This is a genomic window from Roseococcus suduntuyensis, from assembly GCF_014196305.1.
In the GTDB taxonomy this organism is placed as follows: Bacteria; Pseudomonadota; Alphaproteobacteria; order Acetobacterales; family Acetobacteraceae; genus Roseococcus; species Roseococcus suduntuyensis.
Window position 1 is genome coordinate 1201553 of the sequence record NZ_JACIDJ010000001.1, and the last position, 21644, is coordinate 1223196.

General features: G+C 71.1%; 19 protein-coding genes and 1 other RNA gene. 15 read left to right on the plus strand and 5 right to left on the minus strand.

Going from position 1 to position 21644, the window contains the following annotated elements:
• Positions 1-276 precede the first annotated feature (276 nt).
• The 4 genes from dnaN to GGQ83_RS05680 all read left to right on the plus strand — a co-directional run bounded on the left by dnaN (position 277) and on the right by GGQ83_RS05680 (position 5751).
• Entirely contained in the window at positions 277-1407 is a 1131-nt protein-coding gene (gene dnaN / locus GGQ83_RS05665; RefSeq protein ID WP_184382700.1) for a DNA polymerase III subunit beta, read from the plus strand.
• A gap of 212 nt (positions 1408-1619) precedes the next feature.
• On the plus strand, positions 1620-2741 hold the full coding sequence (gene recF / locus GGQ83_RS05670; protein ID WP_184382702.1) for a DNA replication/repair protein RecF: 1122 nt from the start codon (positions 1620-1622) through the stop codon (positions 2739-2741).
• Positions 2742-2872: 131 nt separating this feature from the next.
• A complete protein-coding gene (gene gyrB, locus GGQ83_RS05675; protein ID WP_184382704.1) occupies positions 2873-5299 on the plus strand; it encodes a DNA topoisomerase (ATP-hydrolyzing) subunit B in 2427 nt (808 codons plus the stop codon).
• A 5-nt stretch (positions 5300-5304) separates the two neighbouring features.
• On the plus strand, positions 5305-5751 hold the full coding sequence (locus tag GGQ83_RS05680) for a VOC family protein (protein ID WP_184382705.1): 447 nt from the start codon (positions 5305-5307) through the stop codon (positions 5749-5751).
• 207 nt (positions 5752-5958) lie between these two features.
• On the opposite strand, the gene atzD is transcribed toward GGQ83_RS05680, so the two are convergent.
• Positions 5959-7065 carry a cyanuric acid amidohydrolase gene (gene atzD / locus GGQ83_RS05685; RefSeq protein WP_184382707.1) on the minus strand — a complete coding sequence of 369 codons (1107 nt, stop codon included), beginning with the start codon at positions 7063-7065 and terminating at the stop codon, positions 5959-5961.
• A 133-nt stretch (positions 7066-7198) separates the two neighbouring features.
• Here atzD and rpe point away from each other — a divergent pair, with 133 nt between their 5' ends.
• From rpe to GGQ83_RS05725, 8 genes are all read left to right on the plus strand, one after another.
• A complete protein-coding gene (gene rpe / locus GGQ83_RS05690; protein ID WP_184382709.1) occupies positions 7199-7858 on the plus strand; it encodes a ribulose-phosphate 3-epimerase in 660 nt (219 codons plus the stop codon).
• Positions 7855-9489 carry a heparinase II/III family protein gene (locus GGQ83_RS05695; protein WP_184382711.1) on the plus strand — a complete coding sequence of 545 codons (1635 nt, stop codon included), beginning with the start codon at positions 7855-7857 and terminating at the stop codon, positions 9487-9489. The genes rpe and GGQ83_RS05695 overlap by 4 nt, the downstream gene beginning before the upstream one ends.
• A 4-nt stretch (positions 9490-9493) precedes the next feature.
• Positions 9494-10603 (plus strand): glycosyltransferase family 4 protein, encoded by a 1110-nt coding sequence (locus GGQ83_RS05700; RefSeq protein ID WP_184382713.1) that lies wholly within the window; start codon positions 9494-9496, stop codon positions 10601-10603.
• Between the two features lie 3 nt (positions 10604-10606).
• A complete protein-coding gene (gene purH, locus GGQ83_RS05705) occupies positions 10607-12184 on the plus strand; it encodes a bifunctional phosphoribosylaminoimidazolecarboxamide formyltransferase/IMP cyclohydrolase (RefSeq protein WP_184382715.1) in 1578 nt (525 codons plus the stop codon).
• A gap of 141 nt (positions 12185-12325) precedes the next feature.
• Positions 12326-13807 (plus strand): DNA recombination protein RmuC, encoded by a 1482-nt coding sequence (gene rmuC / locus GGQ83_RS05710; protein ID WP_184382717.1) that lies wholly within the window; start codon positions 12326-12328, stop codon positions 13805-13807.
• Complete coding sequence (locus GGQ83_RS05715; RefSeq protein WP_242535000.1) at positions 13804-15039, plus strand: NupC/NupG family nucleoside CNT transporter; 1236 nt, start codon at positions 13804-13806, stop codon at positions 15037-15039. Before rmuC ends, GGQ83_RS05715 begins: the two co-directional genes overlap by 4 nt.
• 22 nt (positions 15040-15061) lie before the next feature.
• Positions 15062-16390 (plus strand): aspartate aminotransferase family protein, encoded by a 1329-nt coding sequence (locus GGQ83_RS05720; RefSeq protein WP_184382719.1) that lies wholly within the window; start codon positions 15062-15064, stop codon positions 16388-16390.
• 154 nt (positions 16391-16544) lie between these two features.
• Complete coding sequence (locus GGQ83_RS05725) at positions 16545-17531, plus strand: sulfotransferase family 2 domain-containing protein (RefSeq protein WP_184382721.1); 987 nt, start codon at positions 16545-16547, stop codon at positions 17529-17531.
• Between the two features lie 30 nt (positions 17532-17561).
• Here GGQ83_RS05725 and recR read toward each other — a convergent pair whose 3' ends face one another.
• The 4 genes from recR to ffs form a co-directional block, all read right to left on the minus strand.
• A complete protein-coding gene (gene recR / locus GGQ83_RS05730; protein WP_184382723.1) occupies positions 17562-18155 on the minus strand; it encodes a recombination mediator RecR in 594 nt (197 codons plus the stop codon).
• Positions 18156-18297: 142 nt separating this feature from the next.
• Entirely contained in the window at positions 18298-18621 is a 324-nt protein-coding gene (locus tag GGQ83_RS05735) for a YbaB/EbfC family nucleoid-associated protein (protein WP_184382725.1), read from the minus strand.
• Positions 18622-20526 carry a DNA polymerase III subunit gamma/tau gene (locus GGQ83_RS05740; RefSeq protein WP_242534999.1) on the minus strand — a complete coding sequence of 635 codons (1905 nt, stop codon included), beginning with the start codon at positions 20524-20526 and terminating at the stop codon, positions 18622-18624.
• 21 nt (positions 20527-20547) lie between these two features.
• Positions 20548-20644, minus strand: an RNA gene (gene ffs, locus GGQ83_RS05745) — signal recognition particle sRNA small type.
• A 97-nt stretch (positions 20645-20741) separates the two neighbouring features.
• Between ffs and GGQ83_RS05750 the strand changes: the two genes are divergently transcribed.
• Genes GGQ83_RS05750 through GGQ83_RS05760 form a run of 3 tightly spaced genes read left to right on the plus strand, consistent with a single transcriptional unit; the run spans position 20742 to position 21601 of the window.
• Positions 20742-21209, plus strand: coding sequence for a YHS domain-containing (seleno)protein (locus GGQ83_RS05750; RefSeq protein WP_184382729.1), 468 nt, complete (start codon positions 20742-20744; stop codon positions 21207-21209).
• Positions 21210-21264: 55 nt separating this feature from the next.
• Positions 21265-21405 carry a hypothetical protein gene (locus GGQ83_RS05755; RefSeq protein ID WP_184382730.1) on the plus strand — a complete coding sequence of 47 codons (141 nt, stop codon included), beginning with the start codon at positions 21265-21267 and terminating at the stop codon, positions 21403-21405.
• 49 nt (positions 21406-21454) lie between these two features.
• Positions 21455-21601 (plus strand): hypothetical protein, encoded by a 147-nt coding sequence (locus GGQ83_RS05760; protein WP_184382732.1) that lies wholly within the window; start codon positions 21455-21457, stop codon positions 21599-21601.
• Positions 21602-21644 lie beyond the last annotated feature (43 nt).

Below are 21644 nucleotides of genomic sequence, written 5' to 3' on the forward strand. Positions count from 1 at the left end.
GCGCGCCTTCCCCACGCTCCGGCCGCAACGCGGCCGGCGGCGCCCATGCTCCCTTCCCACCTGCGCATCCGTCGCGCGCCGCAGCCAAGCGCGCGGAGAGCGCGCCCGGCGCCTGAGGGCGGAAAAAAACTAGCATTGCGGGGCCCAACCGCCGCCACCGGTCAGAAACGGTGCCCGTTCGCAACCCGCTTTGCCCCAACAGCCTGCAATGCTAGGGACAGGTTTGCCCGTGGCGCGAATCGCCGCGGTGATGCCGGACGTTTGGGGACCAGAGAGATGAAGTTCAGCGTCGAGCGCGCCATCCTGCTCAAGGCCCTGGCCCACACGCAATCCGTGGTGGAGCGGCGCAACACCATCCCCATCCTGGCCAACATCCTGCTCGATGCCTCGGCCGAGGGCGTGCTGCGCCTGACCGCCACCGACATGGAGATCGCCATCGTCGAGGAGGTGCCCGGCGTGCAGGTGGCCCGCGCGGGCCGCACCACGGCGCCGGCCGCGACGCTGTATGAGATCGTCCGCAAGCTGCCCGACGGCGCCACCATCGAGCTGGACCACAAGGGCGGCGACGCGCCGCTGGCGCTGCGTGCCGGCAAGTTCAACACCACGCTGCAGGTGCTGCCGGTGGAGGACTTCCCCTCGATGACCGAGGGCAGCCTGCCGCACCAGTTCAAGATCGAGGCCGCCCGGCTGCGCGGCATGATCGACCGCACGCGCTTCGCAATCTCCACCGAAGAGACGCGCTACTACCTCAACGGCATCTATTTCCACGTGGCCGAGAACGACGGCCGCAAGGTGATGCGTGCCGCCGCGACCGACGGCCACCGCCTGGCCCGCGTGGAGGAGGACCTGCCGGACGGGGCGGCCGGCATGCCCGGCGTCATCATCCCGCGCAAGACCATCAACGAACTCCGCAAGCTGGCCGAGGAGACGCGCGACGAGATCGAGATGCGCCTCTCCGACACCAAGGTCAGCTTCCGCATCGGGCCCGTGAGCCTCACCTCCAAGCTGATCGACGGCACCTTCCCGGATTATGAGCGCGTGATCCCGCGCGGGAACGACAAGGTGATGGAGGTGGCGCGCCAGGCCTTCGCCGATGCGGTGGGCCGCGTGGCCGCCATTTCCTCCGAGCGGTCGCGGCCGGTGAAGCTCTCCATCGGGCGGAACCACCTGTTGCTGACCGCCTCCTCGGCCGAGCAGGGCTCCGCGCAGGAGGAACTGGACGAGGATGTCGTCACCTACGCCGCGGCGCCCATCGAGATCGGCTTCCAGGCGCGCTACCTCGCCGACATCACCGACCAGGTGGGCGACATGCTGCGGTTCAAGTTCTCGGACGGCAGCGCGCCGACCGTCGTGCAGGATGCGGGCGATGAGGGTGCGCTCTACGTCCTGATGCCGATGCGCGTGTAGCTCCCCACGAAATCGCCTTCGGCGCTTTCGCGGGGGCCCCAACCACTCCCCACAAAACCGCTTCGCAGTTTTGCGGGGGCCCCGGTTTGGCGCTGATCCTGCGCGCTGGGCTCCGCCTCGCGGGGCAAAGCCCCGCGAGGGCACCGGGGAGGCTGAAGGCGCTTCGCGCGTTGGGGGGTTGCGCTGCCCTCGGGGCGGGGTAGGGGTTTCCCGTGCTGCGTCTCTCGCGCCTCCGTCTCACACGCTTCCGCAACCACGCCGCGCTGGACCTGCGCTTCGGCGGGCGTGCCGTCGTGCTCACGGGGCCCAATGGCGCGGGCAAGACCAATGTGCTGGAGGCCGTCTCGCTGCTCGGCGCCGGGCGGGGGCTGCGCGGGGCGCGGGGCGCCGAAATGGCGATGGAGGGCGCACCGCCCTGGGCCGTCTCCGGGCATTTCGAGGACCAGGCGGGCGGCTTCGAGATCGGCACCGGCAGCGAGGAGGGCAACCCCGACCGCCGCGCCTGGCGCCTGGATGGCGAGAAGCTGCGCGGCCAGGCCGAGCTGGCCGAGCGTGTGGCCACCGTCTGGATCACCCCGCAGATGGACCGCATCTTCCAGGACAGCGCGGGCGGGCGGCGGCGCTTTCTGGACCGGCTGGTGCTGGCCCTCGAACCCCACCACGCGCGCGAAGTGGCGGCCTATGAGACCGCCATGGCCCACCGCAACCGCCTGCTGGCCGATGCCCGCCGCGCCGACCCGGCCTGGCTCAACGCGGTGGAGGACGCCATGGCGCGGCACGGCATCGCCGCCGCCGCCTCGCGCCGGGCGCTGCTGGCGCGGCTGAATGCGGCGCTGGAGGGCGGCGTGGCCGGGGCCTTCCCGGCCGCGCAACTGGCCCTGCAATGCCCGGCCAATGCGCTGCTGGACACCATGCCCGCGCTGGCGGCGGAGGAGGCGCTGCGGGAGGCCCTGCGCGCCACCCGCCCGCGCGATGCGGCGGCGGGCGTCAGCCTTTCCGGCCCGCACCGCGCGGATTTGCTGTTCACCCATGCGGCCAAGGGCGTGCCGGCGGCGCAATGCTCGACGGGCGAGCAGAAGGCGCTGCTGGTCTCGACCGTGCTGGCCCATGCCGCGCTGATCGCCCGCGCGCGGGGCTTCGCGCCGCTGCTGCTGCTGGACGAGGTGCCGGCGCATCTGGACGCCGCCCGTCGCGCGGCACTGTTCGAGGCCCTGGCCGCCCTGCCGGGCCAGGCCTTCCTGACGGGCACGGATGCGGCGCTGTTCGCGCCCCTGGCGGGGGGCGAATATTTCACCCTGGAAGAGAGCGAAATCCGCCCCGCCCCCTTGGGCTGAGGCGCGGAAAAATGCCATAATGCAGGGCTTCTCCCTGTCGCGCGTCCGTGCGCATCGCCCCTGGCCGCCCACGCGGCCGGATGGGGCCCCAAGAGCCGAGGTGTCTGCCCACCCATGATGTTTCCCGCGCCATGACGGACGAACCCATGCTGCCCAATGGCGATGACTACACGGGCGCCTCCATCACCGTGCTGCGGGGCCTGGAGGCCGTCCGCAAGCGCCCGGGGATGTATATCGGCGACACCGATGACGGCTCGGGCCTGCACCACATGGCCTTCGAGATCATCGACAACGCGGTGGACGAGGCCCAGGCCGGCTATGCCAGCCGCGTGGACGTGGTGCTGAACGGCGATGGCAGCGTGACCGTCACCGATGACGGGCGCGGCATTCCGGTGGACATCCATTCGGAGGAAGGCGTTTCCGCCGCCGAGGTGGTGCTGACGCGGCTGCACGCCGGCGGCAAGTTCAACCAGAATTCCTACAAGGTCTCGGGCGGGCTGCACGGCGTGGGGGCCGCCGTGGTCAACGCGCTGTCCGAATGGATGGAAGTGAAGATCTGGCGCGAGGGGAGCGAGCACTTCATCCGCTTCGAGCATGGCGACACGGTGCAGCCGCTGCGCATCGTGGGCCCGGCCACGCGCGCCAAGGGCACGGAGGTGACGTTCAAGCCCTCCGCGCTGACCTTCACCAAGACCGAATACGACTTCGCCATCCTGGAACGTCGCCTGCGGGAACTGGCCTTCCTCAATTCCGGCCTCGCCATCACGCTGCGTGATGACCGGCATGTCCCGGCGCAGACGGCGGAGTTCAAGTTCGACGGTGGCCTCGTGGCCTTCGTGGAGTGGCTCGACAAGGGCAAGGACCCGCTGTTCAAGCCGCCCATCAGCGTCATCGCCAAGGAAGGCGACGGCATCCGCGTGGAACTGGCCATGTGGTGGACCAGCTCCCCGCGCGAGGTGATGCTGTGCTTCACCAACAACATCCCGCAGCGCGACGGCGGCACGCACCAGGCGGGCTTCCGCCAGGCGCTGACGCGCGTGGTGGCGAAGTTCGCGGAGGATCTGGCGAAGAAGGAAAAGGTGGAGCTGGTCGGCGAGGACATGCGCGAGGGGCTGACCTGCGTGCTCTCCGTGAAGGTGCCGGACCCGAAATTCTCCAGCCAGACCAAGGACAAGCTGGTCAGCTCCGAGGTGCAGCCGGTGGTGCAGATGGCCGTGGCCGACGCGCTGACGCACTGGTTCGAGACGCACCCCAAGGAAACCCGGCAGGTGCTGGACCAGGTGGTGCTGAGCGCCGTGGCGCGGAAGGCGGCGCAGCTGGCGCGGGAGAAGGTGGGGCGGAAGAACGCGCTCGACATCTCGACGCTGCCCGGCAAGCTGGCGGATTGCCAGGAGAAGGACCCGGCCAAGTCGGAACTGTTCATCGTCGAGGGTGACTCGGCGGGCGGCTCGGCGAAGCAGGGGCGCAACCGCGCCAACCAGGCCATCCTGCCACTGAAGGGAAAAATCCTGAACGTGGAGCGCGCTCGCATCGACAAGATGCTGGGCAGCGCCGAGATCGGCACGCTGATCACGGCACTCGGCACCGGCATCGGCGCGGGCGATCCGGCCAAGGGCGGGTTCGACGCGAACAAGCTGCGCTACCACCGCATCATCATCATGACGGACGCGGATGTGGATGGTTCGCACATCCGCACCCTGCTGCTGACCTTCTTCTTCCGCCAGATGCCGGAACTGATCGAGCGCGGGCACCTCTACATCGCGCAGCCGCCGCTCTACCGCGCCAAGCGCGGCAATGAGGAACGCTACCTCAAGGACGACCGCGCGCTGGAAGACTTCCTGCTGGAGAAGGCGCTGAGCGGCGCGCGGATGCTGCTGGCCGATGGGCGGGTGCTGGAGGGGGTGGAACTCGCCACCTTCGTCGAAACCCTGCGCCAGATCACCAGCCGCATGCGCCGCATGGCGGCCAATGTGCCGGTGGAGGTGCTGGAACAGGCCGCACTCGCCGCCACGCTGACGCCCGATGGCCAGCGCGCGCTGGAAAACGCGCCCGACCTGGTGGCGCGGCTCGACGCCATGGCGCCCCCCTCCGAGCGCGGCTGGGTGGTGACGGTGGACGAGGCGGGCGTGCACATGCACCGCATGGTGCGCGGCGTGGCCGAGCGCCACACGCTGACCGCCGCGGCCCTTCGCAGCGCCGAGGCGCGTTGGCTGGACGAACGGCGTGACCTGCTGCGCGCGAATTTCGGGCAGGGGGCCACGCTGGCCTTCGAGGGCGCCGAAGCCCCGGTGCGTGGGCCGCTCGCCGCCTATGACCGGCTGCTGGCCCAGGGCCGCAAGGGGCTGAGCTTCCAGCGCTTCAAGGGCCTGGGCGAGATGAACCCCGACCAGCTCTGGAAGACCACGCTGGACCCCGCGGTGCGCACGCTTCTCCAGGTGCGCGTGGACGACGCCGAGGATGCCGAGACGGTGTTCTCGACCCTGATGGGCGATGTGGTGGAGCCGCGCCGCGAGTTCATCGTGGGCAATGCGCTGAAGGTGGCGAACCTGGATGTCTGACCCCCATGGATGAATATGGCGCGCCCCCGCGCGGCGGCTGGGCGCGCTTCGTGGTGGAACTCCATGCGAACGACCTGGACGCCAGCCTGGATTTCTGGCGCGGCGTGCTGGGCTTCACCACGGCCTATGCCCGGCCTTCCGAGGGGTTCCACTACCTCGAACACGCGGCGGGGATGCAGGTGATGGTCTGCCGCCGCAATGGCCGCTTCGAGACGGGGCCGATGCAGGCGCCGCTCGGCCAAGGCGCCATGATGCAGCTGTATTTCGACAACCTGGCGCCGGTGCTGGAGGCGCTGACGGCGCGGTCCTGGCCCGTCCATACGGCGCTGCGCGACATCTGGCGCCGCACCGGCGATGTGGAGAGCGGCCAGCGCGAGATCTTCGTGCAGGACCCGGATGGCTATCTGCTGATGCTGGCGCAGAACATCGGGACGAGGCCGCTCAGCGTCTGATCGCCTTCGGTGGGATCACCGGAGGCGTGAATCAGCCGCTCGGCTATGACGTCTGATCGCCTTCGGTGGGATCACCGGAGGCGTGAATTCGCCGCTCCGCCAGCGTCTGATCGCCTTCGGTGGAATCACCGGAGGCGTGAATCCGCCGCTCCGCCAGCGTCGGATCGGCTTCGGTGGACTCACCGAAGGCGTGAATCCGCCGCTCCGCTAGCCCCTGACGATCACGGCCACCGGCCCACCCCCATCCGGCCCCTGGTGCTCCGCGCCGCCGGAGACGAACAAATCCGTCCGCCCCGTGGCCGCCGCCACCACGCCGCCCACCAGCGCGCGGGCGTGGCGCGTCGCGTTGATGTCGCTGTCATCCCACATGATGTGGCGCCGACCGCGGATCAGGCCGCTGGAGCTGGGCTCGGCCTTGCACAGCAGGGCGACGAGGCGCCCGGCCTCCTCGGCCGGCAATTGGCCAGCGCCGGCATCCAGCCCGGCGGCGGAAAGCGCCCGCTGCACGGCCGGCAGGTCAATGGCGTCGCGCATCACGGCATGGGCGATAGAAAGCGCCCCGCCCCAGTCGGGCGAATTGCCCAGCACCACCACCTCGTTGCGCGTCAGTTCCACGCCGGCGGAACAACTGGCGCGCCCCGAGAACAACCCCCAGTCCCGCCCCACCACGCCGTCATCCAGCGCCGCGCGCGGCACCTCGCCCAGCGCCAGCGCCACGCCCAGCGCCGAGGCCCCGCGCGAGAGGCCCATGGAGGCATAGGTGTCGTCGGTGGCGCAGGCGGCCCCGCGCGCGCGGGCCTCGGCCATGCGTTCGCTGGTCAGCAGGGGGCATTTGACCTGGACGTAATGGACATCGCGCGCGTCGGGGATGCCGGCCTGGGACATGGCCTCGCGCACGGCGGCGGCGGTGGCGTCCACCTGGGCCATGCGGCCCAGCGCCTCGGGCGGGAATTCGGGGGTGAAGGCCACACCCAGCGCCAGCGCTGGGGCAGGGGCGGGCGGCCCGTCCGGGCGCACCCCCAGCACGAGGAAATGCGGGGAAAGCCCGCCCTCCGTGCCGCCCGACATCACCATGGCCACCCGCCCCAGCACGGTGGCCAGGTCCGTGCCCAGGCGCGCGGCCAGCATGTGGCCCAGCGCCTCCACGGCATAGGCGCGGGTGAAGTCGTTCACGCAGCCATTGCCCTCGGTCTTGCCCAGGATGGCCACCACCTCCTCCGGCCGGATCACCCCCTGGTCGAACAGCGCGGCCACGGCGGCGGCGTCGCCCGGGTGGCGGGCGGGGACGAGGAAGGCGAGGGCCTGACGGGGCATGGATCACCATGGGTTGTGAGCGGGGCAGGAGATGCCCCCTGCCACGCCCTTGCGAGGTTTTCAACGCGGCGGGGATCGGCTAACCGAAACCACTTGGCCCGATGAGGCAGGGCCGTGACAGATCAAGGATGCCATGCGCCCCGTCAGGATCGCCCCCTCGCTGCTCGCCGCCGATTTCTCGCGCCTGGGCGAGGAGGTGCGCGCCATCGAGGCCGCGGGCGCCGACTGGCTGCACCTCGACATCATGGACGGGCATTTCGTGCCCAATATCAGCTTCGGGCCTGGTCTCATCCGCGCGCTGAAGCCGCATTGCGGGCTGTTCTTCGACGTCCATCTGATGATCGCCCCGGCCGACCCTTACCTCGCCGCCTTCGCGGAGGCGGGGGCGGACCTCATCAGCCTGCACCCGGAGGCGGGGCCGCACCTGCACCGCTCGCTGCAGACCATCCGCGCGCTGGGCAAGAAATGCGGCGTGGTGCTGAACCCGGCCACGCCCGTGCAATCCGTCGCGCATGTGATGGATCTGGTGGACCTGATCCTCGTCATGGCGGTGAACCCGGGCTTTGGCGGGCAATCCTTCCTGGACAGCCAATTGGCTAAGATCACCACGCTGCGCGGCATGATCCAGGAAAGCGGACGCGACATCGCGCTGCAGGTGGATGGCGGCGTCACGGCCGCCACCGCGTCGCGCTGCGTGGCGGCGGGGGCGGATGTGCTGGTGGCGGGCACGGCGGTCTTTGGTGCCAAGGACTATGCCGCGGCCATCCGCGGCCTGCGGGGCGAGCCGGCATGAGCGACGTGTTCCGCAACGCCCGCCGCCTCTTCTCGCGCATCAAGCCCGTGCGGGTGCCGGAGGCGCCGGCGCGTTCCTTCCGCGACCTCTGGCCGGGCGATGCCAATCGCGGCGCCGCCCTGCTGCGCGGCGAGATGGAGGTGCTGGGCAGCACCCGCATGCTCGATGGCTGGGGCCCCGAGTCCGGGCCGCTGTTGTGGCGGCAGGCGGCGCATGGCTTCGCCTGGCTGCGCGACCTCCGCAGCCTGGGCAGCGACGCGGCGCGCGTCGAGGCGCGGGATCTGACGGAAGCCTGGCTTGCCCAGGGGGCCAATGAGCCGCTGGCGAACCTGCCCGAGGTGGCGGCCGCGCGCGTCTCCGCCTGGCTGGGGCATTGGGATTTCTTCGCCGCCTCGGCCGAGGAGGGGTTTCGCCGCGCGCTGATGCAGCGCCTCGCGCATGACGGGCGCAGGCTCGCGGCCAGCCTGCCGGACGAGGCCGCGCATCGTGGCGCGCTGATGGTGCTGAAGGGCACCATCGCCGCCGCCGTGGCGCTGGGCGAGGAGGCCTGGATGGTCCGCGCCCTGAAATTCCTGCCGGCGGAACTCGAACGGCAATTCCACCCCGATGGCGGCCATGTGGAGCGCAGCCCCGCCGTGCAGCTCCTGGCCTTCCAGGATCTGATCGAACTCAGGAACCTGCTGAATGGCAGCGGCGTGACCGCGCCGCCGCAGCTCGCCACCGTGATTGATCGCGCGGGGCAGGCGTTGCGGCTGTTCCGCCATGGCGATGGCACGCTCGCGCTGTTCAACGGCACGCGGGAGGAGCCGGCCTCGCTGGTGGACCTGGTGCTGACCCAGGGCCAGGCCAAGGGCCGCGCGCCGCTGCTGCTGCAGGAGACGGGGTTTCACCGCCTGGCCGCGAGCCGCACCCTGGTCATCGCCGATTGCGGCGCGCCGCCGCCGGGCCGCGGCGCCGACCCCGCCACGGGCGCGCCGCGGGGCGCGGACCGCTTCGCCCATGCCGGCGCGCTCTCCTTCGAGATGTCCGTGGGGCGCGACCGGCTGATCGTGAATTGCGGCGCCTCGCCGGCGGGTGATCCGGCCTGGCGCGACGCGCTGCGTTCCACCGCCGCGCATTCCACCCTCACGCTGGCCGACACCAACAGCGCCGAACTCCGCCCCGAGGGCCTCGGCCGCCGGCCGGAGCGCGTGGAGGTGGAACGCTTCGAGGCCAATGGCGCGCAATGGCTGGAAGCCACGCATGACGGCTATCGCCGCACGCACAACGCCATCCACAAGCGCCGCCTCTATCTGTCGGAGAATGGCGACGACCTGCGCGGCGAGGATGTGCTGGAGCCCCAGGGCACGGTGGACCAGCCCTGCGTGGTGCGTTTCCACCTGCACCCTGGCGTGAAGGCCGTCTTGCAGGAGGAGGAGGGCGGGGTGCTCATGCGCCTGCCCACCGGCCAGGGCTGGCGCCTGCGTGCGCGGGGCGCGGCCATCGCGCTGGAGGACAGCGTCTATCTCGGCCTCGGCGTCGAGGCGCGGCGGACCAGCCAGATCGTCCTCACCTCGCAGGGCGAGCCGGAGGGCATCCAATGGGCCATCACCCGCGTGGCCCCGGCCGAGCCCGCCTCGCCCCCCGCCTGATGGCGTGCGGGTCCTGGAAGTCACCAATGTGGATTTCTCGCTGCGGCACTTCCTGCTGCCGCTGATGCGCGCGGCCCGCGCGCGCGGGCATGAGGTGGTGGGGATGTGCGCGGAGGGCCCGCTGCTGGAGGTGGCGCGGGCCGAGGGTTTCCGCATCATTCCCGTGCCCATGGCGCGCAGCCTTTCGCCCCGCGCCAACATCGCCGCCTGGCGCGCGATCCGTGCCGCCCTGCGCGACGAACGCTTCGACCTGGTCCACGCGCACATGCCCATCTCGGGCATCCTGGCGCGGCTGGCGGCGCGGGCGGCCGGCGTGCCGCGTGTGGCCTATACCTGCCACGGTTTCCTGTTCAACCAGCCGGGGCCGCTGTGGCGGCGGGGGCTTTCGCTCGGGATGGAGTGGCTGGGCGGGCGGCTGACCGACCGCTTCCTCACCGTCAGCGAGGAGGAGGCGGCGGATGCACGGCGCCTCTTCATCCATCGCGGCGCGGTGGCCTTGGGCAATGGGCGAGACCCGGCGCTGTTCCACCCGGACCCTGCCGCGCGCGCCGCGATCCGCGCGGAACTCGGCGTGCCGGAGGAGGCCGTGGTGGTGGTGGCCGTGGCCCGGCTGGTGCGCCACAAGGGCTGGCCGGAATTGCTGGAGGCCATGGCGCGCGTGCCGGGCGCCCATCTCTGGGCGGTGGGCGAACGGCTTCCCTCCGACCATGGCGCCGACATGGACCTGCATTTCGCCCGCGCCGAAGCCGCCATGGGGCCGCGGCTGCACCGCCTGGGCTATCGGCGCGACGTGGCGCGGGTGATGGCGGCGGCCGACATCTTCTGCCTGCCCAGCCATTTCGAGGGCCTGCCGATGAGCGGCATCGAGGCCATGCTGACCGGCCTGCCCGTGGTGGCCACCGACATCCGCGGCTGCCGCGAACTGGTGCGGGGTGGCGAGACCGGCCTGCTGGTCCCGCCCATGCAGGCCGCGCCGCTGGCCGATGCGCTTTCGCGGCTGGCCGCCGACGCGCAACTGCGCCACAGCATGGGGCAGGCGGGCCTGGCCCGCGCCCTTTCGCACTACACCGAGGCCCGCGTGCTGGCGCGCACCCTCGACCATCTGGGACTTTGACGCATGACCGACCGCCTGCCCATTCGCCGCGCCCTGCTCTCCGTCTCCGACAAGACGGGCATCGTGGATTTCGCCCGGATGCTGGCGGGGATGGGGGCCGAGATCCTCTCCACCGGCGGCACCGCCCAGGCCATCCGCGCGGCCGGCATCCCCGTGAAGGATGTCTCCGAGCACACGGGCTTCCCCGAGGTGCTGGACGGCCGCGTGAAGACGCTGGTGCCGCAGGTGCATGGCGGGCTGCTGGGCCGGCGTGACCTCTCGGCGCATCTCCAGCAGATGGAGCAGCACGGGCTGGCGCCCATAGATCTGCTGGCGGTGAACCTCTACCCCTTCGAGGCGACGGTGGCGAAGGGCGCCGAGTTCGACGACTGCATCGAGAACATCGACATCGGCGGGCCGGCCATGATCCGCTCGGCGGCCAAGAACCACGCCCATGTGGTCGTCTGCACCGAGCCCCAGCACCTGCTGCGCGTGACCGAGGAGTTGGCGACGCAGGGCGGCACGAGCCTCGCCTTGCGGCGGGAGCTGGCGGCGGCCGCCTATGCCCGCACGGCTTCCTATGACGCGGCCATCGGCAGCTGGTTCGCGGGGCAGGTGGGGCAGGAGTTCCCACCGCGCCTGGCTTTCGCGGGACAACTCGCGCAGACGCTGCGCTATGGCGAGAACCCGCACCAGCGCGCGGGCTTCTACCTGGACGGCACGGGGCGGCCCGGTATCGCCACCGCGCGCCAGGCGCAGGGCAAGGAGCTGAGCTTCAACAATTTGAACGACACGGACGCCGCCTTCGACTGCGTGGCCGAGTTCGAGCGCCCGGCCATCGTCATCGTGAAGCACGCGAACCCCTGCGGCGTGGCGGAGGGCACGGACCTCGCCGCCGCCTGGGATGCGGCGCTGCGCTGCGACCCCGTCTCGGCCTTTGGCGGCATCGTGGCGGCGAACCGCGTGCTGGATGCCGCGGCGGCGGAGCGTATCAGCGCCATCTTCACCGAGGTGGTCATCGCGCCCGATGCCGATGAGGCGGCGCGCGCCATCTTCGCGCGCAAGAAGAACCTGCGCCTGCTGCTGACGGGTGGGCTGCCGGACCCTGCATCGCCCGGGATGGTGTTCCGCAGCGTGGGCGGCGGCTTCCTCGCGCAGTCGCGCGATGCGGGGCGCGTGACGGAGGGCGCGCTGAAGGTGGTGACCCAGCGCGCGCCCACCGCGCAGGAAATGGCCGACCTGCTGTTTGCCTTCCGCGTCTGCAAGCATGTGAAGTCCAACGCCATCATCTACGCCCGCGGCGGCGCCACGGTCGGCATCGGCGCGGGACAGATGAGCCGGGTGGATTCGGCGCGCATCGCCGCCTGGAAATCCGCCGAGGCAGCGCGTGCGTCCGGTTCCGACACACCGCTGGCGCAGGGTTCGGTCGTGGCGTCCGACGCCTTCTTCCCCTTCGCCGATGGGCTGGAGGCGGCGGCGGCGGCGGGGGCGACCGCGGTGATCCAGCCGGGGGGTTCGATGCGCGACAACGAGGTGATTGCCGCCGCCGATGCCGCCGGGCTGGCCATGGTGTTCACGGGGATGCGGCACTTCCGGCACTGACGTGTTCCCCACGAGACCGCCTTCGGCGTTCTCGCGGGGGCCCCGGCTTGGCGCCATGTCCTGGGGGTTGGGCTCCGCCTGCCGTGGCGAAGCCACGGCAGGGCACCGGGGGGCGGAGTTTCTTCGTAGGGGGCGTGGGTGATGTCGGTTGAAGTGGTCCTTCTGGGGCTGGTGGTCCTGCTGCTGGTCGCCGTCCTGCTGCTGCTGCTGGTGCGCAAGCCTGGCGCGGACCCGACCATCCCGCTGCTCCAGGCCGCGCAGGAGCGGCAGGGCGAACGCCTGGGCGCGCTGGCGGGTGAGGTGAAGGCGGCGCTTTCCGCCAGCGAGGCCGCGACGGGCCGCGAAATCCAGGGCTTTTCCGTCGAGCAGACGAAGGTGCTCAGCGAGGGCCTGACGCGCCTCGCCCAGGGCACCGGCACGCTCCAGACCGACCTCGCCGGCAAGCTGGAGGCGATGCGCGCGGGCCTCGCGGAAGGCCAGGCGGAAGCGGCCAAGGCCCTGCGCGCCGAGATGTCCGAAAAGCTGGCCGCCATGAACGTGATGGTCGAGCAGGTGCGCGCGGCACTCACGGAATCCCAGGCCGCCATGCGCGCCGCCATCGCCCTGGAGATGACCACGGCGCGTGACCTGATCGACCGCAAGGCCCTCGAATCCCGTGCCGAGATCGAGGCCCGCCTCAAGGAGATGCGCGAGGCGAACGACAAGCGCCTCACCGACATCCAGGCCAGCGTGAACGAGAAGCTGGGCGAGGCGGTGGAGAAGCAGATGACCGAAAGCTTCACCCGCGTCATTGACCAGTTCAACGCCATCCAGGCCATGATGGGCAATGTGCAGTCGGTGGCGACGCAGGTGGGGGACCTGAAGCGCCTCTTCTCCAACGTCAAGACGCGCGGCGGCTGGGGCGAGGCCCAGGTGAAGGCCATGCTGGACGACTTCCTGCCCGAGGGCAGCTACGAGATGAACGTGAAGCTGCGCGAGGACAGCAACGAGGTGGTGGAATTCGCCATCCGCATGCCGACCAGCGGCGAGTCCATCGTGCGCCTGCCGGTGGACGCGAAGTTCCCCGTGGAGGATTACGAACGCCTGCTGGCCGCGCACGACGCGGGCGACGTGGCGGCCGAGGCCCAGGCCCGCCGCGCCCTGGAAGTCCGCATCCGCGCCGAGGCCCAGAAGATCCGGCAGAAATACGTCCACCCGCCGCTGACCACGGAATTCGCCGTGCTCTATCTGCCGACCGAGGGCCTCTATGCCGAAGTGGCCCGCATCCCCGGCCTGATCGAGGATGTGGGCCATTCGGGCCGCGTCTTCATCGCCGGCCCCTCGCTGCTGCCGGCCATGTTGCGGACCATCCAGCTCGGCCATGTCACGCTGGCCTTGTCCAAGAATGCGGAAGGCGTGCGGGATTTGCTTGCCGCCACCAAGGCCGAGATGGCCAAGATGGACGGCGTCCTGGAGAAGCTGGGCAAGCAGGTGGGCACGGTGAACAACACGATCGGCGATGCGCGCACGCGCACCCGTGCCATCGCGCGCAAGCTGAAGGGCGTGGAGGCCATGCCGGGCGAGCAATCGGCCGCCGCCCTCGGCCTCGACCTGCCCGAGGCCGACGAGGACGAACCCGCTTGAGCGCGCTGCAATGGCAGTCGCTCGCCGGCATGGGCGCGCTCTGCCTGCTGGCCTGGGTGCTGGGAGGCTGCCGGCGGGGTGTCTCGGCGCGGGTGGTGGTGGCGGGGCTGGCCTCGGTGCTGGGGCTGGCGGCGCTGCTGTTGAACATCGCCTGGCTGCGGGTGGGGTTCGGCTGGATCGGGCAGGGGGTGGAGGCGCTGGCGCGGGCCACGCGGGCGGGCACCTCGCTCGTGTTCGGCTATCTGGGCGGCGGGCCGCTGCCCTTCCCGGAGCCCTTCCCGGGTGCGGCCTTCATCCTGTTCTTCCAGGCCTTGCCGCTGGTGCTGGTGGTGGGCGCGCTCTCGGCCGTGCTGTTCCATTGGGGGGTGTTGGGTTTCCTCGTGCGGCTGCTGGCGCGGGCGCTGCGGCGCGTCTTTGGGCTGGGCGGGGCCAGCGGCTTCGGCGTGGGCGCCAATGTCTTCGTGGGCATGGTCGAGGCGCCGCTGATGATCCGCCCCTGGCTCGCGCGGATGAACAGCACCGAGCTTTTCGTGGTGATGGTGGCGGGCATGGCCACCATCGCGGGCAACATGTTCGTGATCTATGCGCTGGTCATCGCGCCCGTGGTGCCGGATGCGGCGGGGCAGTTGCTGACGGCCTCGCTGATTTCCGCCCCCGCGGCCGTGCTGGTGGCGATGCTGATGCGCCCGGGCGACACCTCCACCACCGCCGAGGAAGCCCCCGTGCTGCGCTATTCCAGCACCATGGAGGCGCTGGTGCAGGGCATCGGCGACGGCTTGCAGCTGATGCTGGGCGTGATGGCCGCGCTGATCGTCTTCGTGGCGCTCGTTGCCCTTGCGAACGAGGTGCTGCAACCCCTGCTGGGCCTGACGCTGGAGCAGATGGCGGGCTGGCTGTTCCGCCCGCTGGCCTGGGCCATGGGTGTCGCGCCCGAGCATGCGGCGCGGGCCGGGGAACTGCTCGGCGTGAAGGTGGTGGTCAACGAATTCGTGTCCTACCTGGCGCTGGCGCAGGAGGGGGCGGCGATGGACCCCCGCACGCGCCTGATCCTGGCTTATGCCATGTGCGGCTTCGCCAATTTCGGCTCGGTCGGCATCATGCTGGGGGGCATGTCGGCCATGGTGCCGGAACGCCGGGCGGAAATCGCGCGGCTGGGTTTCCCCGCCCTGGCGGCGGGCACCATCGCCTGCTGCCTCACCGGGGCGGCGGTGGGGGTGCTGACGGCGCCGTAAGGGCAGGTTACGATTTTGCCCCATGACCCACCTCGTCCATCGCAGCCTGCGCGCCGCCCCGCCCATCGCCGTCTCCGGCCAGGGAATCTGGCTGCACGAGAAGGGCGGCCACGCCGTGATGGACGCGAGCGGGGGCGCGGCCGTGGCCTGCCTCGGCCATGGCCACCCGCATGTGCTGGGGGCCATGCGCGCGCAGCTGGAACGGCTGACCTACGCCCACACCGCGCTGTTCTCCTGCGAGAGTGCCGAGCAACTCGCCGACATGCTGGTGGGCCACGCCCCGGGCGGGCTGACCCACGCCTATTTCTGCTCCTCCGGCAGCGAGGGGATGGAGGCGGCGCTCAAGATGGCGCGGCAGCATTTCGTGGAGGCCGGCCAGCCACAGCGCCGGAACTTCATCGCGCGCCGGCAGAGCTATCACGGCAACACGCTGGGCGCCCTGGCCGCCGGCGGCAACATGATGCGCCGCGCGACCTACCTGCCCATCCTGAGCGACGCCTTCCACCATGTCTCGCCCTGCTACGCCTATCGCGACCGGCGCGATGACGAGAACGACGCCGACTACGTCCAGCGGCTGGCCGACGAACTGGAGGCGGAATTCCAGCGCCTCGGCCCCGACACCGTCATCGCCTTCTGCGCCGAGACGGTGGTCGGCGCCACCCTGGGCTGCGTCACCGCCCTGCCCGGCTACTTCCAGAAGATGCGCGAGGTCTGCGACCGCCACGGCGCGCTGCTGATCCTGGACGAGGTGATGTCCGGCATGGGCCGCACCGGCACCCAGCACGCCTGGGAGGCGGAGGGCGTGGCCCCCGACATCCAGGTCATCGCCAAGGGGCTGGGCGGCGGCTACCAGCCCATCGGCGGCATATTGGTGAATGACCGCGTGCTGGCGCCGCTGCGTGATGGCACGGGCGGCTTCATGCATGGCCACACCTACCAGGCGCATCCATTGGCCTGCGCCGCGGCCGTCGCGGTGCAGGAGGTGATCCGTGCGGAAAACCTTCTGGCCAATGTCCAGGCCATGGGGGCGAAGCTGGAACAGGGCCTGACCGAGCGCCTGGGCAACCACGCCCATGTGGGCGACATCCGTGGCCGCGGCCTGTTCTGGGCGGTGGAGCTGGTGGCCGACCGCGCCAGCAAGGCGGTCTTCGACCCGGCCCTGCGGATGAATGAGCGCGTGAAGCAGGCGGCCTATGCACGCGGCCTCGGCTGCTACCCCATGGGCGGCACGATTGATGGCCGCCAGGGCGACCACGTCATCCTCGCGCCCCCCTACAATGTGACGGCCGACGAGATGGAGATGATCCTCGACCGTTTCGACGCGGCGCTGCGCGAGGCCCTGGACGGCTGACCTCCACGCGGAGGCTGGACTTTCGCCCCGAGATCGCCTGAAAAGCACTTGATGATGATTTGCGTGAAAAGAATGCGCTCCTCACCCGCGCCTTTGTGCCCGCACCGTGACTGATGCCCCGCCATCATCCCAGCCGGGCGCCGCAACCAAGCGCATGACGCCCGAACAGGTCGAGCTGGGATACAGGCTGCTGCTGGGCCGCCCGCCCGAGCGCCCCCAGGTGATCGAGATCCATGTGAATTCCGGCCGCACGGTCGAGCAGTTCGGCTGGCTCCTCATGCAGAGCCAGGAATTCCGCACGCGCATGCGCGATGCCGCGGGGCTGGTGGGCGCCCTGCCGCCACCGCCACCTGCGGGCATGCATGCCATGCCGCGCGGCCGGGCGCTGGACGCGATGCCGATCTACTACTTCGTCCATATCCCGAAGACGGCGGGAACGGCGATGTGGAAGCTTCTCGGCGACATGTTCCACCCCTTCGTGCATTTCTACCACCTGCTGCTGGCCGAGGCGGGGGGCGAGGCGCAACTGGCCGAGCGCCTGGCCAAGGACCCGCAATTGCTGCAAAGCAAGCTGCTCGTCTGCGGGCATTTCCCGGTGATGCATCCGCTGGTGCAGCGCGCGCCGCGGCGCAAGGTGCTGCTGTCGGTCCTGCGCGAGCCAGTGGAGCGCGCGGTGTCCTTCTACGACCATGTCCGGTCCCGCGCCGACCACCCCCTGCATGAGCGCATCCGGGATGTCAGCTTCTCCCGCGCCATCGCCGAATTCCCGGAATTCGCCGACCAGGTGGACAATTACCAGCTGCGCCAGCTCTTCGGCACGGTGGAGGAGCGCGGCATTCGCCGGATGCTGACCGAGAACAGCTACGTCATCGGCCGCTTCGACGAATTGCCGCGCTTTATCGAGGCGGTGGAGAATGTGACGGGGCTGAAGCGCTGCTCCGAGCTGATCACGACCAATGTGAAGCGGATGCCCAATGGCATGGAAAGCGGCGCCCGGCAGCCCGATTTCCCGGCGGTGGCCGAGGAGCTGCGCCGGCGCAACGCCGCCGAGATCGCCTTCTACGAGGCGATGGGACCTGTTCGGGTGACGGTGTCCACGCGCAGCCCCCCGACCGACCGGAAGAAGCGGCCGAAGGCGTAGCCGCCTCGCCCCTTCGGGCACCGCGTGGCCTTACCGCCGCGCCCGGAGTGCGGCGGCCAGCGTGCCGTCATCCAGCGCATCGAGGCTGCCGCCGATGGGCACCCCCTGGGCGAGGCGCGTGACGGTGACGGGCGCGCCCGCCAGCCGGTCCTGGAGGTAATGCGCGGTGCTGGCGCCCTCCACCGTGGCGGGCAGGGCCAGGATCACCTCCCGCACGCCGCCCCCCTCGGGCCCCTCTTCCGCGCGGCGCAGTAGGGGCGCCACGCGCAATTCCTCCGGCCCCGTGCCTGATAGCGCCGACAGCGTGCCGCCCAGCACGTGATAGACGCCGGCGTGAGCGTGGGCGCGTTCCAGCGCCCAGAGGTCGGCCACACCTTCCACCACGCAGACCAGGCCCTGATCACGCTCGGGGTTGGCGCAGATGCGGCAGGGGTCCGTGGCGTCGAGGTTGCCGCAGATGCCGCAGGGGGTGACGGCCTCGGCCGCCGCCCTGAGCGCGTCCGACAGGGGCAGCATCAATGCCCGCGGGTCCGCCAGCATGCGCAGCGCCGCCCGCCGCGCGCTGCGCCGGCCAAGGCCGGGCAGGCGCGAGAGCAGCGCGATCAGGTGCTCGACAGGATCCACGAGCCCGCCCTTGGGTCAGACGTTCCACCAAGCGCCCGCCCCAGGCGGGCAAGCGGCCGAATGGCCGCCGCCGGCTGTCCGGCGGAGCCAAGCGCAGCGCCGGCGAGTGAGGGCGGATCGGCCACGATCCGCAGCGGCGGCATCAGAAGGGCAGCTTCAGCCCGGGCGGCAGGCCCATGCCGGCCGTCGCCTTCTGCATTTCCTCGGCCATGGTGGCCTCGACCTTCTGCTTGGCGTCGGCATGGGCGGCCACCAGCAGGTCTTCCAGCACCTCGCGGTCCTCGGCGGTCATCAGCGAGGGGTCGATGGTGACGCGGCGCAAATCGCCCTTCCCGGTCAGCTTCACCTTCACCATGCCGGCGCCGGCCTGGCCCTCGACCTCGGTGGCTTCCAGCTTCGCCTGCATCTCCGCCATGCGGGTCTGCATCTGCTGGGCCTGCTTCAGCATGTTGCCAAGATTCTTCACTCAATCCTCCTCGGGGAATTCGTCGTCATAGGCGGGTTCGGCGTCGGGGGGCGCGAATTCGGGCAACTCCTCCTCCGCCGACGCCACGGGGGCGAGGCCATAGGCGTCCAGGCTGGCATCGCGCACCGCGTCGAGCGTCGCGCCCGGAAAGGCCGTCAGGATGGCCACCACCAGCGGGTGCGTGGCGGCCGCCGCGCGGCGGTCCTGCTCGGCGGCCTGGGATTGCTCGGCCAGCGTCGGTTCGCCGGGCGCGTTGGAGAGCGCGATGGTCCAGCGCGCGCCCGTCTTTTCCTCCAGCAGGCGCGTGAGTTGCGCGGCCAGGTCGCGCGGGGCCTGGGGCCGGACGCGGATCTCGACCTGCCCGCGCGCGACGCGCACCGGGTGCACGTCATGCAGCAGATGGGCGTGCAGCAGGGGGTGGGTGCCGCTGGCCAGCGCCACCACCTCGCGCCAGGCGGAGGGCTGGGGCAGCGGGGCCGGGGCAGGTGCCGCGGCCGCCATGACGGCGCCGCCCCCCGCCACCGCGCGCAGCCCGCCGCCGCCATTGCCCGGCGCGGGCGCGCCCCCATTGCCCGGCGCGGGCGCGCCGCCGGCCGCCGGCACCGCGCCGCCCGATTCGAGGCGCTTCAGGATGTCGCCCGGCGTCGGCATGTCGGCCACATGGGCGAGGCGGATCAGCACCATCTCGGCCGCCGCGCGGCGATCGGGGGCCTGCTGCACCTCCTCCAGCCCCTTCAGCAGCATCTGCCATGCGCGGGCCAAAGCCGGCACGGAGAGGCTGGCCGCCAGGGCCGCGCCGCGCACACGCTCATTCTCCGGCAGGCCCTGGTCCTCGCGCAGCGCCGGGATGGCGGCGAAGCGGGTCAGGATATGCACCTGCTCCAGCATGTCGGAGAGGATGTTGGCGGCGTCCGCGCCACGCTCATGCGCCTCGGCCATGCGGGCGAGGGCGGGCGGCAGGTCGCCGCGCAGCACGGCTTCCAGGATGTCCAGCACCATGCCACGGTCGGCCAGGCCCAGCATGTCGCGCACGCTCTCGGCCGTGACCTGGCCGCCATCCCCGGCGAGCGCGATGGCCTGGTCCAGCAGCGACAACCCATCACGCACGGAGCCATCCGCCGCGCGGGCCAGCAGGGCCAGGGCGGGCTCCTCCGCCGCGCTGCCCTCCAGCCCCGCGATGCGGGCGAAATGGGCGCGCAGCCGGTCTTCCGGCACGCGTTTCAGCGCGAAGGTCTGGCAGCGGCTGCGGATGGTGATGGGCACCTTCCGCAGTTCCGTGGTGGCGAGGATGAAGGTGATGGCGGGCGGTGGTTCCTCCAGCGACTTGAGCAGGGCGTTGAAGGCCTGCTCCGTCAGCATGTGGACCTCGTCCAGGATGAACACCTTCTGGCGGCCCTGGGCGGGGCGGAAGCGCAGCGCCTCGCGCAGCTCGCGCACATCGTCGATGCCGCGGTTGCTGGCCGCGTCCATCTCGATCACGTCGGGGTGGCGGTCGGCCAGGATGGCCACGCATTCGGGGCAGACGCCGCAAGGATCTGCCGTCGGGCCGCCTTTCCCATCCACGCCCACGCAGTTCAGCGCGCGGGCGATGATGCGGGCCGTGGTGGTCTTCCCCACGCCGCGCACGCCGGTCATCAGGAAGGCATGGTGCACGCGGCCGCGGGCGAAGGCGTTGCGGAGCGTGCGGACCAGGGCCTCCTGGCCGATCAGGTCATCGAGCGCCTGGGGGCGGTATTTTCGGGCGAGCACACGATAGGGCGTGGGCTTGGCGGCCACCTGCGCCACCGGTGCGGGGACGGGCACGTCATCCATGCCGAACAGGCCGGGGCCCTCGGGCGGGGGGGGCTCGGGGAGGCCGGCTTCGGCCTCCGCCGGGCTCATGTCGCGCTCGAGATCGCTGGGCATGGGTCCTGGTGGCGAAGAAACGGTGGAAGGCCGGACACGACCCGGGCAAGAACCCGTTACGGCTGCTTCCTTCCGGACCTGACCGGGTTGGCGAGGAGCCCGTCCGCACCGACCTTCCGCGACGACATATAGCACGCACGCCCCGCTTTGGCACCCGCCCCGCGTAACCCCGGCCGCCCTCGCGACGAAATCCCGGAAAGACCGAGGGATATCCGATGAAGCGCCGTCATCTCCTGGGCCTTGGCCTACTGCTCCCGGCCGGGGGCTTCCTGTTCGCGCCGCGCCGCGCCATGGCGCGCACCAACCAGGCCCGCACCAACCAGGAGGGCGGGGTGGCGGTGCGCGGCACCGATGTCGTCGCCTATGTCACCGAGGGCCGCGCGCGTCCCGGCCTCCCCGCATTCGCCCATGACTGGCAGGGCGCGCGCTGGCTCTTCGCCACCGCCGCCCACCGCGACGCCTTCGCGGCCGACCCCGCGCGCTACGCCCCTGCCTATGGCGGCTTCTGCGCCTTCGCCGTCTCCGAAGGCTACACCGCGCCCATTGACCCCGAGGCCTGGCGCATCGTGGAGGGGCGCCTCTTCCTCAACCACGACAGGGGCGTGCATCGCCGGTGGGAACGCGACATGGCCCGCCGCATCACCCGTGGCGACGCGAACTGGCCCCGGCTGGCGCGCCAGTGACACGGCCGCCGGCGCGTCGGGCGCAACCAGGGGGGGTGCCGGGCGTTGAGGCGGAATGGAAAAGCTGGATCCCGACAAGAACCTGAATGCCCAGGAAGCCCGCCAGGGCAAGACGCTGGGAGTGATGCGCTGGGTGTTGTTGGCCAGCCTGATTCTGGTCGTGCTCGGCTTTGTGCTGGCAAGGCTGATCGCCTGAACACGCACACGGCCGCGGGCCTGCCTGCCGCCGCATACGGAGAGCCGACATGAGCGACCTCGATCCGAACCGAAACCTCAGCGGCCAGGAAGCGCGGCAGGGGCGCATTGTCGGCAATGGCCGCATCCGCGGCATCCTGATCACGAGCCTGGTGCTGGTGGTGATCGGCTTCGCTGTGGCCTGGATGCTGGTCTGACCAGGCAGTTGGCGGGCGTGCGGGGGCGGCCTAGTGTCGCTCC